This is a genomic window from Salipaludibacillus sp. CF4.18 (genome assembly GCF_051262595.1).
GTDB lineage: Bacteria > Bacillota > Bacilli > Bacillales > Salisediminibacteriaceae > Salipaludibacillus > Salipaludibacillus neizhouensis.
On record NZ_JBIMEV010000012.1, the window covers coordinates 55,722 to 71,171 of the forward strand.

At 38.7% G+C, this 15,450-nt stretch carries 18 protein-coding genes; all 18 read left to right on the forward strand.

Annotation, left to right across the window (positions count from 1 at the left end):
- The first annotated feature begins 1 nt into the window (after position 1).
- The 18 genes from spoIIIAD (at position 2) to ahrC (ending at position 15,431) form a co-directional block, all read left to right on the forward strand.
- On the forward strand, positions 2 to 406 hold the full coding sequence (gene spoIIIAD / locus ACHABW_RS10235) for a stage III sporulation protein AD (protein ID WP_110936595.1): 405 nt from the start codon (positions 2 to 4) through the stop codon (positions 404 to 406).
- Positions 406 to 1,596 (forward strand): stage III sporulation protein AE, encoded by a 1,191-nt coding sequence (gene spoIIIAE, locus ACHABW_RS10240; protein ID WP_435755217.1) that lies wholly within the window; start codon positions 406 to 408, stop codon positions 1,594 to 1,596. The genes spoIIIAD and spoIIIAE overlap by 1 nt, the downstream gene beginning before the upstream one ends.
- Before the next feature lie 18 nt (positions 1,597 to 1,614).
- Entirely contained in the window at positions 1,615 to 2,268 is a 654-nt protein-coding gene (gene spoIIIAF, locus ACHABW_RS10245) for a stage III sporulation protein AF (protein WP_435755218.1), read from the forward strand.
- Complete coding sequence (gene spoIIIAG / locus ACHABW_RS10250) at positions 2,261 to 2,938, forward strand: stage III sporulation protein AG (RefSeq protein WP_223292288.1); 678 nt, start codon at positions 2,261 to 2,263, stop codon at positions 2,936 to 2,938. Before spoIIIAF ends, spoIIIAG begins: the two co-directional genes overlap by 8 nt.
- Positions 2,935 to 3,549, forward strand: coding sequence for a SpoIIIAH-like family protein (locus ACHABW_RS10255; RefSeq protein WP_435755219.1), 615 nt, complete (start codon positions 2,935 to 2,937; stop codon positions 3,547 to 3,549). The genes spoIIIAG and ACHABW_RS10255 overlap by 4 nt, the downstream gene beginning before the upstream one ends.
- Positions 3,550 to 3,868: 319 nt before the next feature.
- The gene (locus tag ACHABW_RS10260; protein ID WP_435755220.1) at positions 3,869 to 4,192 is read left to right on the forward strand and encodes a hypothetical protein; all 324 of its coding nucleotides are present in this window, start codon (positions 3,869 to 3,871) and stop codon (positions 4,190 to 4,192) included.
- A gap of 205 nt (positions 4,193 to 4,397) precedes the next feature.
- Positions 4,398 to 4,919, forward strand: coding sequence for an acetyl-CoA carboxylase biotin carboxyl carrier protein (gene accB, locus ACHABW_RS10265; RefSeq protein WP_110936590.1), 522 nt, complete (start codon positions 4,398 to 4,400; stop codon positions 4,917 to 4,919).
- Positions 4,920 to 4,931: 12 nt separating this feature from the next.
- A complete protein-coding gene (gene accC / locus ACHABW_RS10270) occupies positions 4,932 to 6,296 on the forward strand; it encodes an acetyl-CoA carboxylase biotin carboxylase subunit (RefSeq protein ID WP_435755221.1) in 1,365 nt (454 codons plus the stop codon).
- Between the two features lie 14 nt (positions 6,297 to 6,310).
- Positions 6,311 to 6,718, forward strand: coding sequence for an Asp23/Gls24 family envelope stress response protein (locus tag ACHABW_RS10275; RefSeq protein WP_435755256.1), 408 nt, complete (start codon positions 6,311 to 6,313; stop codon positions 6,716 to 6,718).
- Positions 6,719 to 6,997: 279 nt separating this feature from the next.
- Positions 6,998 to 7,399 carry a transcription antitermination factor NusB gene (gene nusB, locus ACHABW_RS10280; protein WP_110936587.1) on the forward strand — a complete coding sequence of 134 codons (402 nt, stop codon included), beginning with the start codon at positions 6,998 to 7,000 and terminating at the stop codon, positions 7,397 to 7,399.
- A gap of 40 nt (positions 7,400 to 7,439) precedes the next feature.
- On the forward strand, positions 7,440 to 8,291 hold the full coding sequence (gene folD / locus ACHABW_RS10285) for a bifunctional methylenetetrahydrofolate dehydrogenase/methenyltetrahydrofolate cyclohydrolase FolD (RefSeq protein ID WP_435755222.1): 852 nt from the start codon (positions 7,440 to 7,442) through the stop codon (positions 8,289 to 8,291).
- A gap of 12 nt (positions 8,292 to 8,303) precedes the next feature.
- Entirely contained in the window at positions 8,304 to 9,656 is a 1,353-nt protein-coding gene (xseA, locus tag ACHABW_RS10290) for an exodeoxyribonuclease VII large subunit (protein WP_435755223.1), read from the forward strand.
- An 11-nt stretch (positions 9,657 to 9,667) separates the two neighbouring features.
- Positions 9,668 to 9,901 (forward strand): exodeoxyribonuclease VII small subunit, encoded by a 234-nt coding sequence (locus ACHABW_RS10295; protein ID WP_110936584.1) that lies wholly within the window; start codon positions 9,668 to 9,670, stop codon positions 9,899 to 9,901.
- Positions 9,902 to 9,904: 3 nt separating this feature from the next.
- Positions 9,905 to 10,795 (forward strand): polyprenyl synthetase family protein, encoded by an 891-nt coding sequence (locus ACHABW_RS10300; RefSeq protein ID WP_435755224.1) that lies wholly within the window; start codon positions 9,905 to 9,907, stop codon positions 10,793 to 10,795.
- A 696-nt stretch (positions 10,796 to 11,491) separates the two neighbouring features.
- A complete protein-coding gene (locus ACHABW_RS10305) occupies positions 11,492 to 12,106 on the forward strand; it encodes a hypothetical protein (protein WP_435755225.1) in 615 nt (204 codons plus the stop codon).
- A 9-nt stretch (positions 12,107 to 12,115) separates the two neighbouring features.
- Positions 12,116 to 14,005 carry a 1-deoxy-D-xylulose-5-phosphate synthase gene (gene dxs / locus ACHABW_RS10310; RefSeq protein WP_110936582.1) on the forward strand — a complete coding sequence of 630 codons (1,890 nt, stop codon included), beginning with the start codon at positions 12,116 to 12,118 and terminating at the stop codon, positions 14,003 to 14,005.
- Between the two features lie 3 nt (positions 14,006 to 14,008).
- Positions 14,009 to 14,821 carry a TlyA family RNA methyltransferase gene (locus ACHABW_RS10315; protein WP_435755226.1) on the forward strand — a complete coding sequence of 271 codons (813 nt, stop codon included), beginning with the start codon at positions 14,009 to 14,011 and terminating at the stop codon, positions 14,819 to 14,821.
- Between the two features lie 160 nt (positions 14,822 to 14,981).
- Complete coding sequence (ahrC, locus tag ACHABW_RS10320; RefSeq protein ID WP_110936580.1) at positions 14,982 to 15,431, forward strand: transcriptional regulator AhrC/ArgR; 450 nt, start codon at positions 14,982 to 14,984, stop codon at positions 15,429 to 15,431.
- Positions 15,432 to 15,450 lie beyond the last annotated feature (19 nt).

Sequence of the window (15,450 nt, forward strand, 5' to 3'; positions counted from 1 at the left end):
GATGGAAATCATTCAAATAGTAGGTTTAGGAATGATTGCCACCTTCCTAGCTATCATCGTCAAAGAACAGAAACCGGTGTTTGCTCTTCTTATTACCGTCTTTACAGGAGCAATAATCTTTATTTTTTTGATCGATAAAATAGCAGTTCTTTTTCAAACTCTGGAAGAATTGGCGGAGAATTCAAATGTAAATATGATTTACGTCCAGACTATCTTTAAGATTATTGGAATTGCATATATCGCAGAGTTTGCTGCTCAGATCGCTCGAGACGCTGATCAAGGTTCCATCGCCTCTAAAATAGAATTGGCTGGGAAAATACTCATATTGGTTATGGCAATCCCAATTATCAGTGTCATTATTGATACGATATTAACGCTTATTCCGTCGGCCATGGGGGACGTTTAATGAAATATTTATTCGCTATGTTAGGATGTGCGATTATTTTTCTTCTGAGTGAAGGTTGGACAAGTATTGTCTTTGCAGAGGAAGAAACAACTCCAATAACAGAAGAAGAGATGGTGGAAAAGCAGTTAGGTTCGTTAGATATTAGTGAGGTAATGAATTTTTGGGACAGTCTTCAGGATGAATATGGAGGTTTTTTACCGGAAATTGAAAGAGATAATCTTAAGGACCTAATGGGAAACACTGATAATTTATCATTCAAAGGCTGGTTAACCGGGTTCGCTTCCTATTTTCTTCATGAAATAGTAGCCCAAGGAAAACTACTTGGAACCTTAATCTTGCTCACTGTATTCAGTATGATCCTTGTCCAGCTTCAGCAAGCTTTCGAAAAACATCAAATTAGCAAAGTCGCCTATGCGGTTACGTACATGGTATTAATCATCATTGCCTTAAATAGTTTTTATTTAGCGATGGAATTAGCGGAAACAACAATTTCTACGATGAGCAATTTCATGATGGCGATTATCCCTCTCATATTAGTTTTGATGGCCTCGGTTGGAAGCGTCACGTCCGTTGCTCTTTTTCATCCGATCATCATGTTTATCGTTCACACGACTGGTTTATTTGTGCAGTATTTTGTATTACCTCTTCTACTTTTATCAACGTTACTTTCGATCGTTAGTACGATGACGGAGCATTATAAAGTGTCTAAACTGGCTGTCCTTTTAAGAAATATATCGATTGGGAGTCTGGGGATTTTCCTTACTGTATTTCTAGGAGTTTTATCTGTGCAAGGTGCGACAGCCGCTGTTGCAGATGGGATAGCGATTCGAACGGCTAAATTCGTTACAGGGAATTTCATTCCAGTAGTAGGAAGGATGTTCACGGATGCAGCAGATACTGTAATGGGAGCTTCGTTATTATTGAAAAATACAATCGGGGTGCTCGGTTTGGTGATGCTGTTACTCGTTTGCATTTTTCCCGCTTTGAAAGTCTTGGCGTTAGGAATGATCTATTCTTTTTCAGCAGCTGTATTACAACCGCTTGGCGGGGGTCCGATCATCGAATGTTTATCTATCATAGGAAAAAATGTGTTATTGATTTTTGCAGCTTTAGCAGCAGTTTCATTAATGTTTTTTTTATCTATTACGATCATTGTAATATCCGGAAATCTATCCATCATGATGAGGTAATAAAGAGGTGATGTGCGAGTGGCACTTATAAACAGTTGGATAGCAAATATCATATTGTTGATTTTATTTGCTACTATTTTAGAGTTAATGTTACCTAATTCATCTACTCACCGTTACGTCAAGCTTGTTATAGGGTTAATGATACTTGTAGCAATGCTGCAACCAGTTATATCTATTTTCCAAGAAGATCCAGAAAAAGTTTTAGAAGAACTTGTTCAATTTGAAACTGGAGTTAAAGAAGATCAATCAATTATTAAAGAATTAGAAAAAACAGATATAGAATCAGAATCACTTGCATATATTTCTGAAAAAGTGGCTGTCCAACTAAAAGCTGATGCAGAACCTTTTATGCTAGAGGAGTTTGACAAGCAAATAGTTTCGATCGAGGTTTCGTTTGAAGCATTGCATGCAACAGAAGAAACGGACAATCTTAATAATCTTCATGTCATCCTCGAAGATTCACAAAAGATTCAAGTGGATGAGGAAAGTAAGAATAACGAGATTCATGTGGAGCGGATTGAAATTAAACGGGACTCTGAAAGTTTCGAGACAGAGGCAGTAGAAGAGGAATTGGAGGGACAAATCCAAATGATAGATCGTCTTTCAGAAATATGGCAAGTACCAGTAGAAAAAATAACAATTCAAGATAAAGGAGAGAGCCTCGTTGATTAAAAAACCTAACCCAAAATCATTGTTCGCCTCCTTTTCTTTAAATAATAAAGGAAAGAAAGTCCGACTAACTTATCTCGTTGTATTGGTATTTCTAGGAGTCACTTTTATGCTCTTAGGCAGCTTTTTTCAAAACGATGACCCGTCACAACCTTCCATGTCTCTTGAAACGGAAGAACTTGAGGATAAGGAGGGCGAAGATATCGAGCCAGTTTTCCGATCAGGCGATAAGGAGCAGGATCAAGATCCAGAACAAGATGAAAAGCATGAGAGACATTTAGAAGATCAATTGAAAAATGCACTAGAACAAATGAAAGGGGTAACGAACGTTTCTGTTATGGTAACTGTTTCTGGGACTGAAACACATATTTTCGAAAAAAATACACAGTCGAAAGAACAGCAGACAGAGGAGACGGATCGTGAAGGGGGGACAAGAGACGTAAGGGACTCCACGAAGGACGAAGAAGTTGTGATCATACGCAATGGTGATAAAGAAGAACCGCTTCTCGTTCAGTCGAATAAGCCGGATATTAAAGGTGTTTTGATTGTGGCAAACGGTGTAGACAATATTCAAGTAAAGACCTGGGTGGTAGAAGCTGTAAGTAGAGTGCTTGATATACCATCACACAGAGTATCTGTCATGCCAAGAAAACAAAAGGAGGATACAACATGATTTTAAAAAGACAAACGGTGTGGTTATTGACGATGTTAAGTTTAATTATTGTACTGTCTGTATATTATATTTCAATGGATCGAATTGAAAATCAGCAGGCATCCATTGAAGAGGTAGAAGAAGTTAATTCGATGGAGGACATGGATCTAGATAAACTAACGGACGAGTTGGAGATAGAATGGTTAGAAGGCGATGAAGAAACATTTATCGAGTTAGAAGAGGCAGAAGATGTTATCGGAAATGTTTCCGGTGATATGAGTGCAACAGAAATGTTCGATACGATTAAGTTACAACGGCAAGATGCTCGCAGCAAGTTAAATGAAGAGTACGTTAGCGTGATAGCAGCTGCAGAAACCAATCCGGAGATTCAAGTAGAAGCAATGGAAAAAGTGGAATCACTTCAAAAAATGTCACAGCAAGAAGAAATGGTAGAAACGATTATTCGTTCGCAGGGATATGAAGATGTTCTTGTTATGTCTGATGAAAACCAGGTTAACATTTACGTTAGAGCAAATGAGCTATCTAAAGAAGAGGTTGTAGAAATTAACCAGTTAGCTTATGAACACTTAGGCATAGAGACAGTGCGCGTAGGATTTCAACCAGGTAATTAAAGGAGGAGCTTAATGCTCCTTTTTTTCTTTCGAAAAGAGGTGTTTTGCATCCGCTCTAGGCGGACGCTTTCCACGGTCAACTTCTTCAGCTATTGCTTTTCCCGAGTCGCCACCTTCGCTACTTCGATCTTTTTAAAAAATATAAAGGTTAAGAAGGCATTTTTAAAAAAGAGGGTGCGTTTTTCTTTGTTTATATAGGTATATAATTAAAGCGGAGTATGAAATAATAGTAATACATGATTTTTACTTTCAGTGGTGGTATAATACCCTATTGTAATCATTTATGGAACAATATGCTTTACAGAGGGAGAGATTTTTAATGGAATGGTCTGAGTTAACTGAGGGTGCGAAAGTAGTTTTGGAACAAACTAGAAACATAAAAAATGATAAAATCCAAATTGTAGAATTTGAAGTTGGTTTTGTTCAAACGGAAGAAGAAGCAGGAGATGGAGAACCTGTATCCATCAAAGAAGAAGATTACCAGAGTTTAAAGAAATTCGTGGAAGAGAATAACTATGGAGATAAGTATCATATGGCAAAAAATAAAAATATCGTCAAACTAATTTTATTAGTAGATGAGAAAATTCCGGATAACTTATCAGACTTCCCAATATTTCGTGACTATAAAAACACAGCTGAATAATTGCACTGATTAAACCTTCCTCGCCATGGCTAACCTTCGAAGGAAGGTTTTTTATATGTTCAGTTTATACATAGGACCAGAAAAAAAGGTTCCCTTTTAGTCTTTTTTAAGGTAGCATATTTTTTAGGACTAAGTCATAAAAAAACTGCAATTATAAAATTAACTTCTATTGATATGATGAGAAAAAAAGAATGGAGTGGAAGGAATGTTGAAGATTCAAGAAATTCGTGAACTAATTAAGTTAATTGATGAATCTAGCATTAATGAATTTAAATTTGAGCAAAATGGCTCTAAAGTAACGATGAGAAAAAACATCTATGGAAAAATGCAGTCGTCGCAGGTGAATGACGAAGCAAATTCAAGGGTGATTTCCCAGGAATCATCAGAGGTCCAATCTGAGAGGCCACCAGCTACTGATTCGGACAGCGAGCAACAGTCACTAGTAATGGGTAACGAAGAGGAAAAATCCGTAAATACAAATGCTGGTTTACATACGATTACATCACCAATGGTTGGAACATTTTACGAGGCTGCATCACCTGACTCTCCAGTTTACGTTAAGTCAGGCGACCAAGTAAATAATGAGAGTGTTGTTTGTATTATCGAAGCCATGAAACTTATGAATGAAATCGAGGCGGAAATAAAAGGGGAAATCGTAGAAGTTCTCGTAGAAAACGGACAACTAGTTGAGTATGGGCAAGAACTTTTCTTAGTGAAGCCTGAATAGGAGATGACAGCAATGTTAAAGAAAATTCTTGTAGCAAATCGGGGAGAAATTGCTGTTCGAATAATTCGAGCGTGTAAAGAACTGAATATAAAAACAGTTGCCGTTTTTTCTGAGGCTGACCATGACGCACTTCATGTAAGAATTGCGGATGAAGCCTATTGTATTGGGCCTGTTTCTTCCACAGACAGTTATTTAAATTTCACGAATATCATGAGTGTGGCCACGTTAACAGAAGTAGACGGTATTCATCCTGGATATGGTTTTCTTTCTGAAAATGCCGACTTTGCGGAAATTTGTGGGGCGTGTAATATCACTTTTATTGGTCCAAGTCCTTGGGCAATTAATCAAATGGGTACAAAGGATGTAGCCAGGACTACAATGGAAAAAGCAGGTGTTCCTGTTGTACCTGGATCAAAGGGGATCATTCAGTCTCCTGAAGAAGGTGCCGAAGTAGCCGGAAGTATTGGTTACCCTGTTATCATCAAAGCCACAGCAGGCGGCGGAGGAAAAGGGATTCGGGTAGCACGTAATGAAGACGAACTTCATAAAGGAATATCGATTACGCAAAAAGAGGCACAAGCCAACTTTGGTAATCCAGGTGTTTACTTGGAAAAGTATATTGAAGATTTCCGTCATGTCGAAATACAAGTATTAGCGGATAATTACGGAAATGTCATCCATCTTGGTGAAAGAGATTGTACCATTCAGCGCAGGCTGCAGAAGTTGGTAGAAGAAAGTCCGTCCCCGGCCCTTGATGAAAAAATCAGAGAACAAATGGGGGAAGCTTCTGTTAAAGCTGCTGAAGCAGTAGAGTATACAGGCGCTGGAACTATTGAATTTATTTACGATCACCATCAGAAGAACTTCTATTTCATGGAAATGAATACCAGGATCCAGGTAGAGCATCCCGTAACCGAAATGGTAACTGGCATTGATTTAATTAAAGAACAAATCTTAGTTGCTTCTGGTAAAAAGCTTTCCTATACTCAAGAGGATGTAAGATTTGAAGGCTGGTCGATGGAATGCCGGATAAACGCGGAAAACCCTAGCAAGAACTTTATGCCATCACCTGGCAAGATTGAAATGTACTTGCCTCCTGGCGGTTTAGGTGTGAGAGTTGATAGTGCAGTTTTTCCGGGTTATACTATTTCACCTTATTACGACTCGATGATCGCTAAAGTCATCACTTATGGAAAAGATCGCGATGAGGCAATGGCAAAGATGAAACGAGCACTAGAGGAATTTATCATAGAAGGTGTCCATACGACGATTCCTTTTCATTTACGTTTGTTAGATCATGATGTATTTAAGGGTGGGGATTTCAACACGAAATTCTTGGAAACATATTCGATAATGACAGAGGGTCCTAACGAATAAAGGAGGAATTTATGATGTCGGAAAATAAGGTCGTTCATATGGCAGAAGATAACAATGAATTAGGCAAAATAGAAATTTCGCCAGAAGTTATCGAAGTTATAACGGGCTTGGCTGCGTTGGAAATTGAAGGTGTTGGAATGCTGCGGGGTAATTTTGCTTCCGGTGTTGCAGAGCGATTCGGAAGAAAAAGTTCTCATGGCAAAGGAGTAAAAGTAGACCTTAAGGACGCCGGGGTATCACTTGAGGTTTATGTTATTACTAATTACGGTGTCTCCATTCCTGATGTTTGCCAAAAGATGCAAGAAAATATTATTCAAACATTGAAAAATATGATCGCGATTAAAGTACTGCAGGTAGACGTTCATGTCGTAGGAGTACATTTCGAAGGCAAAGGCGATCTTGAACCTAGCAAGAAAGATTAAGGACTCTAAGCCAAAGATAATCTTTGGCTTTTTCTTATTTTATTATTGTTTAAGTAAACCTTGTTCTTCTGGGAAAAACTCGAAGAAGCTTCGAGTTGTCTCGACGGATGCAAAATAATTGACTCAAGATACATGATAACCTTGCATCACTCCTGTTTTCCAACGGGAAGTTATGCTATGATTTAGAGTGGATAAAATAGAATAACTCCTCATAAAAAGGGGAGGATGTATGTAGTTTGTTTAATCAAACTAGCAAGATATAAAAGGAGATAGAAAATCATGAACCGCAGATTAGCAAGAATTAGAACGATACAAGCACTTTACCAAGTTGAAATGACAGATATTGATCCTTCTATGGCAATCGAATCCGTACTGGAAAAGGGGGACAAGCAAGACGATTTTTTAGATTCACTCGTCAATGGAACGTTAAAGTATACGGATGAAATCGATTCGTTTCTCCATGGTGCATTAGAGCATTGGTCCCTTGAGAGGATTTCGAGAATAGAGAGGGCTATTTTACGAATGGCTGTGTACGAAATGAAGTATGTAGACGATATTCCGATAAATGTAAGTTTAAATGAGGCGATTGATTTAGCAAAAGGTTTTATCGGCGAAGAAGAATCAGGGAAATTTGTAAACGGAGTTCTCTCAAATGTAGCGAATGTGTTGAAAAACTCATAATACCAATAAATCAGTAAGACCATTAAAAGGGGGATTTTTGATGTCAGCAACGATTATTTCCGGAAAAGAATTAGCAGCACAAAAAAGGCTAGAAATGAAGAAAGAAGTGGAAGTGTTAAAAGAAAAAGGAATGACGCCTGGTTTGGCAGTGATCCTTGTAGGAGAAGACCCAGCTTCACAATCCTATGTAAAAGCAAAAGCAAGAGCTTGTGAAGAAACAGGAATCCATTCTGAATTAGACATTGTACCCACGTCAATTTCCGAGAAAGAATTACTAAAGAAAATTGAAGATTTAAATAAGGCATCTCATATACATGGTATTCTTGTTCAACTACCTTTACCAGATCATATATCGGAGAAAAAAGTGGTGGAGACGATTAGTCCGGATAAAGATGTAGATGGTTTTCATCCAATAAATATCGGTAGAATGATGACGGGACAAGATGCATTTTCCCCTTGTACACCTGCTGGAATTATTGAAATGGTTAAATCCAAAAGTATTGAAATTGAAGGGAAACATGTTGTCGTAGTTGGACGGAGCAATATTGTCGGGAAGCCTGTCGGTCAACTGTTTTTAAATGAGAATGCAACAGTAACCTATTGCCATTCCCGGACAAAAAATATGAAAGAAATTACGACATCAGCAGATATTCTTGTAGTAGCTGTAGGACGGGAAAACTTTATAAATGGTGATTACATAAAAAAAGGTGCAGTTGTGATAGACGTTGGGGTAAACCGAAACAGTGCTGGAAAACTTGTCGGAGATGTGGAATTCGATACGGCAAAGGAAAAAGCATCATATTTAACTCCTGTTCCAGGTGGAGTAGGTCCAATGACGATAACGATGCTGCTGCACAATACAATTATATCTGCCCGAAGATTAGTAGACTAAGGGGTTTTACTGATGACTGAGAATTTTTTAAGCGTAAGTGCACTGACTAAAAAAATTAAACAACTCGTAGATCAGGATTCCCAGTTGCAAAATGTTTGGTTACGGGCGGAAATCTCTAATTTTAAGCGTCATAGTAGGGGCCACATGTATTTCACATTAAAAGATCCTAACTCTAGAGTGCAATGCGTGATGTTTGCAGGACATAATCAATATTTAAAATTCCTGCCGGACAACGGTATGAGCGTGCTAGTCAGAGGAGATATTTCTATTTATGAACCGTTCGGACAATATCAATTTTATGTGAAAGAAATGCAACCAGACGGTATCGGTAATTTGTATTTAGCGTTTGAAGACTTAAAACGACGTCTGGATATGGCAGGGTATTTTGCAGAGGAAAATAAAAAATCTCTTCCGAAAATGCCGCAATCTATTGCAGTAATAACTTCACCCACAGGAGCTGCTGTAAGGGATATTATTACGACATTAACTCGCCGTTACCCGTTAGTAAAGGTCACGTTATTACCTGTCCTCGTTCAAGGGCCAGACGCTCCTGCTTCGATCACAAGGGCAATCATTCAAGCCAATGAAGCGAATAGGTTCGATGTTATCATTGCTGGACGAGGTGGAGGGTCAATAGAAGAATTATGGGCCTTTAATGAAGAAAGTGTTGCAGAGGCGATTTTTCGATCAACTGTCCCCGTCATTTCTGCTGTAGGTCATGAAACAGATATTACAATCAGTGATTTTATAGCAGATTTACGAGCACCAACACCTACAGCAGCGGCAGAACTTGCTGTACCGAATATCCAAGATTTATTAACTACTATTTTTGAACGTAAAGCTAGATTAATTCGAGTAATGGAAGCTAAACTTACACAAAAGCGAGAACGGCTTGCCTCTTTAGATAAATCCTATGCTTTTCGGTATCCAAAGCAATTAGTTGAACAAAAAGAGCAGGAACTAGATCGGTTACAGGATACTCTGAGGCGGGAGTATGCTCGTTTAATAGAAAGATACAAAGAGCAAACTCTATCTTGGGAAAGGCGATTATCGTCTCTTCATCCTCAAGAGAGAATCAAAAAGGAGTTAGATCGTCTCGCTCTTTCCGAGAATGCTGTTAAACGAGGGATGACTGAAGTTATGAAAGAAAAAAGGCATCAATTGTCGATACAAATATCTAAATTAGAACTTTTAAGTCCATTAAAACTAATGGATAGGGGTTACAGCCTTGTATATAATGAAGACAACCAGTTAGTGAAACATATGGAAGAAGCACCGTTAAAAACTTCTCTGACTGTTCAGTTACAAGATGGTCAGCTTGTTTGCAGAGTTGAAAACCACGTGAAGCGAAGCGAAAATTCATAGGAGGCGGGAACATGGCAGAAGAGAAAAAGCAATCATTTGAGCAATCAATGAATGATTTGGAAAATATTGTAGAAAAATTAGAGCAAGGTGATGTACCTCTTGAAGAAGCAATTACGATGTTTCAAGAAGGGATGAAACTATCAAAGAATTGTCACGATCGTTTACAGCATGTAGAAAAACAGATGACTGAAGTTTTGTCTGAGGACGGGGAAATCAGTACATTTGATATAGAAGAGGAGAAGTAAACCGTGAAATCACAAGCAATGATAGAACACTTTTTTCTTGAAGAACGCCAGCATATTGAAGCTAGACTTAAAAGTATAGTCGAGACTCTTACAGGACCGCAATCTCTAATAGATGCGATCGATTATTCTCTTCAGGCTGGCGGTAAAAGGATACGACCTATTTTGTTGCTAGCAACTTTGAAAGGATTAAATAAGCCCTTGCAACTAGGATATGATGTAGCCTGTGCGATTGAGATGATTCATACGTATTCCCTCGTTCACGATGATTTACCGGCAATGGATGACGATGACTTACGAAGAGGGAAGCCGACAAATCATAAAGTTTTTGGTGAGGCACTGGCAATATTAGCCGGTGATGGTCTACTCACTCATAGTTTTAATATAATATCCAGATTAGAGGATATTTCTGATACTACTAAGATTCAATTGTTGCAACGAATATCAGAAGCTGCAGGACCATCCGGAATGGTAGCAGGACAAGTAGCTGATATGGAAGGAGAAGGTAAAATTCTTTCCCTAGATGAACTTGAACAAATACATCATCGAAAAACAGGTGACTTACTAGGAGTTTCTTTGGAATGTGGTGCGATTTTAGGTTCAGCGTCAATGGAAACAATTGCTGAATTAAGCGCTTTTGGTAAACATATTGGATTGGCGTTTCAAATAAAGGATGATGTGTTAGATGTTGAAGGTGATGAAGAAAGTATTGGAAAGCCTGTAGGCAGCGATGCAGAAAGTGATAAAAATACTTACCCAAGCATACTCGGACTGGAAGAAGCTAAAGAAAAATTAGATTATCATATAGATGCAGCAAAATCGCATTTAAGTAACTTGCCTTATGAGTTTGGCCTTTTAGAAGAGATCGCAGACTTTATAAAAAACAGAACAGCATAATTGGAAATCATTCGCAAAGTTGCTAATGATAATTATTGTCTGTTTTAATCATCTCATGCTATAATAACTTAAGAGAGTGGTGCAGTATTCTAGTCGGTTCTACTTTCTCGAAGGCGGGTCTAAAAATCCGCTAAAGGGCATATCGATGAAGTTCCTAGTCTTGGCTTGAGGCGCCCAGCTTTGGGTCCTGACTGGGAGTAAAGGTTGTAGGGCGATCCACAATGGCATGTGGGCGATGACCCTGCAGCCGCGGAGGCCCTAGCATGTGGGTTCGTTATATGCGTTACCTATGTGTTAGGGTATGAACCTGCTTTGCGGATGGGGATCCGTGAGCAGCGTAGCCTGCCTTGAGTGGAGATTGAGGGGATTATGAATGCTAGGTTGTAATGCAATCATTCATATGAAATCTTCTCTGCAAAAGAGGATAGAGATTGTTTTAAGAGCTGTTGGGGAAAACTCCTAGACTGTTCTACTTGACATTTAAAGAGGATTATAGTGTGTTCTAAGTGGTAATCCAGTCTGTCGTATGGCGACAACGGCAAGGGGAGTTTAAAGGGAAACCGTCATAGCGGCGACGCTGTGATACTCGCTTGGGAAAACCAACTGGACCTATGACACAGTTTTTACTCTTTGAATGACCACTCCTTACATATAAATCATAGATATTATGAGTAACTTGAAAGTTTGGATTAGATTATGAAAGAATCGGTGAAGAAATCATTAAACTGGAGTCTGATAATAGCGGCTGTCACTTTGGTGCTGGCGGCTATTTTTTCCGTTGTCTCAACAGCTGTTTTAAGTGGTGTTAATTGGGGAATTGGAATGGTCATTGTTTTATTGATTGTATTATTAGGGGTGTTATCTGATACTATAGGGGTAGCGGCAACTGCTGCTAATGAAAGACCCTTTCATGCAATGGCTGCTGAAAAGCTTCCAGGAGCTAGACATGCCGTTTTGATTACACGGAATGCAGACAGATTTTCTAACTTCACAAATGATGTAATCGGTGACATTGCTGGTATTATAAGTGGTACAGCTTCCGCGTATGTTGTCCTGCAACTGGCATTACAAATGGGACACACGGATGGCAGCTCTGTTCAGTTTGGAATTTCAATATTATTTACTAGTATAGTTGCAGCACTAACTGTCGGCGGTAAATCAGTTGGGAAAACAATAGCGATAACTTTTTCGACAGAAATCATCTATCAAGTGGGTAGATTATTTTACTTAATAGAGGTAAAATTGAAAATAACAATATTTAAAGGAAAGAAGCGTAAAAATAAGAATACCAATAATAATAAGAGAAAGTGAGGGTTTTTCTTGGATTTGCTAAGCATAAAAGAACCTACATTTTTAAGAGAATGCAGCAATGAAGATCTAGAAGACCTTGCTGAAGACATTAGAAATTTTTTAATAGAAAATTTATCTGTTACTGGTGGACATTTGGGTCCTAATTTAGGAGTAGTGGAACTTACCATCGTTCTGCACCAATTATTTGATAGTCCTAAAGATAAATTTCTATGGGACGTTGGTCACCAAGCTTATGTTCATAAAATTCTAACGGGTCGAGCAGATCAATTTGATACATTAAGACAATACAAAGGACTTTGTGGATTCCCTAAAAGTTCTGAAAGCAAGCACGATGTTTGGGAAGCGGGACACAGTTCGACTTCTCTTTCTGCTGCCATGGGTATGGCATTAGCTAGAGATCTTAAAGGTACTGATGAAACAGTCATACCAGTAATCGGAGACGGTGCACTGACCGGAGGAATGGCGTTGGAAGCGCTTAATCATATTGGTCATGAGCAAACAGATGTTGTTGTTATTTTAAACGACAATGAAATGTCGATTGCGCCGAACGTTGGGGCTCTTCATTCGATGTTAGGTCGGATGAGAACAGCGGGGAAATATAATAAAGCTAAAGAAGAGCTGGAAATGCTAATTAAAAAAATACCAGCTTTTGGGGGAAGACTTGCAGCAACTGCTGAAAGAGTAAAGGATAGTTTAAAATATCTGCTTGTTTCCGGAATGTTTTTTGAGGAAATGGGGTTTACTTACTTAGGTCCAGTTGATGGTCATGATTTAGATGATTTAAAGAAAAATATTACCTATGCTAGAAAAACAAAGGGACCTGTTCTCGTTCATGTTATCACGAAAAAGGGTAAAGGCTATGCGCCTGCTGAAAATGATGCAAAAGGAACTTGGCACGGTTTAGGGCCGTACAAAATAGAATCAGGTGAAGTAGTTAAAAAACCTGGTCCTCCGAGTTATAGTGGAGTTTTCACAGACACCCTTAAACGTATTGCAAAAGATGATGAGAGAATTGTCGCGATCACTGCAGCGATGCCAGGTGGTACCGGTTTGGACAAGTTCGCTAAAGAATTCCCTGGCCGTATGTTTGACGTTGGGATAGCAGAACAGCATGCAACAACAATGGCAGCCGGGCTTGCAACACAAGGGATGAAACCGGTGTTTGCTGTATATTCAACGTTTTTACAGCGAGCTTATGATCAATTAGTTCATGACGTATGCAGACAAAATCTAAATGTCTTTTTTGCGATAGACAGAGCAGGTTTGGTCGGTGCGGACGGGGAAACACACCAAGGTGTGTTCGATATCTCGTATTTACGGCATTTGCCAAACATGAAAATTTTAAGTCCAAAAGATGAAAATGAAATGCAACATATGATTTATACAGCAACACAGTATGACGGTGGGCCTATCGCAGTAAGGTACCCTCGTGGCGGTGGATTCGGCGTTCATATGGATAAAGAGTTAAAGGTTCTTCCGATAGGGAAGTGGGAAAATCTAAAAGAAGGAACAGATTTATCCATTTTAGCCTTCGGAACAATGATTCCTGTTGCGATGGAAGCCTCAGAAATTCTGACGAAATTAGGAATTAATGTAGAGGTTGTCAATGCGCGTTCCATTAAACCACTCGATGCAGAGAAGCTAAAAGAGTTAGCTGATAATAATCGTCCTATACTGACGTTGGAAGAAACAGCGTTATTAGGAGGTTTTGGCAGTGCAGTGCTGGAACATTATCATGAGAACCATTACCATACGATGGTAGTTGAAAGAATGGGAATTCCTGATCGTTATATTGAACATGGGAGTGTTCCAGAATTATTAGAGGAAATAGGGTTAACGGCATCAAACGTTGCGGCTACTGTTCAACAGATTTTACCAAGAAAGAGGCAACGGGCATAACAGATGAAGAAAGAACGAATTGATGTATTATTAGTAGAAAATGGACTTGTGGAAACAAGAGAAAAAGCAAAACGAAATGTTATGGCCGGACTTGTTCTAGCTAATGGGGAACGCATAGATAAGCCAGGTGCTAAAGTTGCAGTTGATGCTGAGCTTAAGTTGAAAGGTCACGCGATTCCATATGTAAGCCGGGGTGGATTAAAGCTCAAGAAAGCCATTGAAGTATTTGAATTGGATCTTCAGGATAAGATTGTGTTGGATATTGGAGCTTCCACTGGCGGCTTTACGGATTGTTCTTTACAAGAAGGTGCACGTCTCGTATATGCGCTCGATGTAGGTTACAATCAGCTTGCATGGAAACTTCGAGAAGACAGCAGGGTGGAAGTCATGGAACGGACAAATTTCCGTTACGCGACGAAAGAAAATTTTACAAAGGGGAAGCCAAATTTTGCTACGATTGATGTCTCTTTTATTTCAATCAAGTTAATTCTGCCGGTTCTGAAAACAATCATTACAGAAGATGGTCATATTTCTGTATTAATTAAACCTCAGTTTGAAGCTGGAAGAGATGATGTCGGTAAAAAAGGGATTATTAGAGATAGAAAAATTCATCTGAAAGTAGTTCAAGAAATGGTCGACTTTGCAGAGCAGTTAGGGTTTGTAGTAAGCGGACTTGCACCCTCACCTATAAAAGGAGGAGAAGGAAATATTGAATTTCTCATGCATTTAACATTAGGTGAGAAACGAAATATACCTTTTTCGTCAGATGAGGCGGATGAGGTAGTAAAGGCTGCTCACACTCCAATAAAAGATTAGAAACAGATGTAAGTTAATCTGTTTTTTTTTATTAGGTGAGAATAAAAACGATTATTTCATATGTTCTTCTCCAAAATTCTAATGTTTATTCATTTATTGTATAAATATAAGTAATCGTTTATAATGAATGAAAGAAAAGAACGGTATTGGAGGAGTATAAGTGAACAAGGGACAAAGACATATTAAGATAAGAGATATTATAGCGAACCAGGAAATAGAAACTCAAGACGATTTAGTGACGCAACTTCGTACGTCAGGTTTTAATGTTACACAAGCAACCGTTAGTCGTGATATTAAAGAATTGCATTTAGTGAAAGTTCCAATGATGGATGGAAGATATAAATATAGCTTGCCATCAGATCAAAGATTCAATCCGTTGCAAAAATTAAAACGTGCCCTGATGGATAGCTTTGTATCCATTGATTCTACAAAAAATATGATCGTGTTAAAGACATTACCGGGCAACGCCAATGCTGTTGCTGTTTTAATTGATAATTTAGATTGGCATGAAGTAATGGGTAATATTTGTGGAGACGATACGATCCTTATAATCTGTCGCACAGAAGAAGATGCAGGACCAATCACAGAACGTTTTTTAGGAATGCTTTAAGCGTTTAATGAAAGTTGTG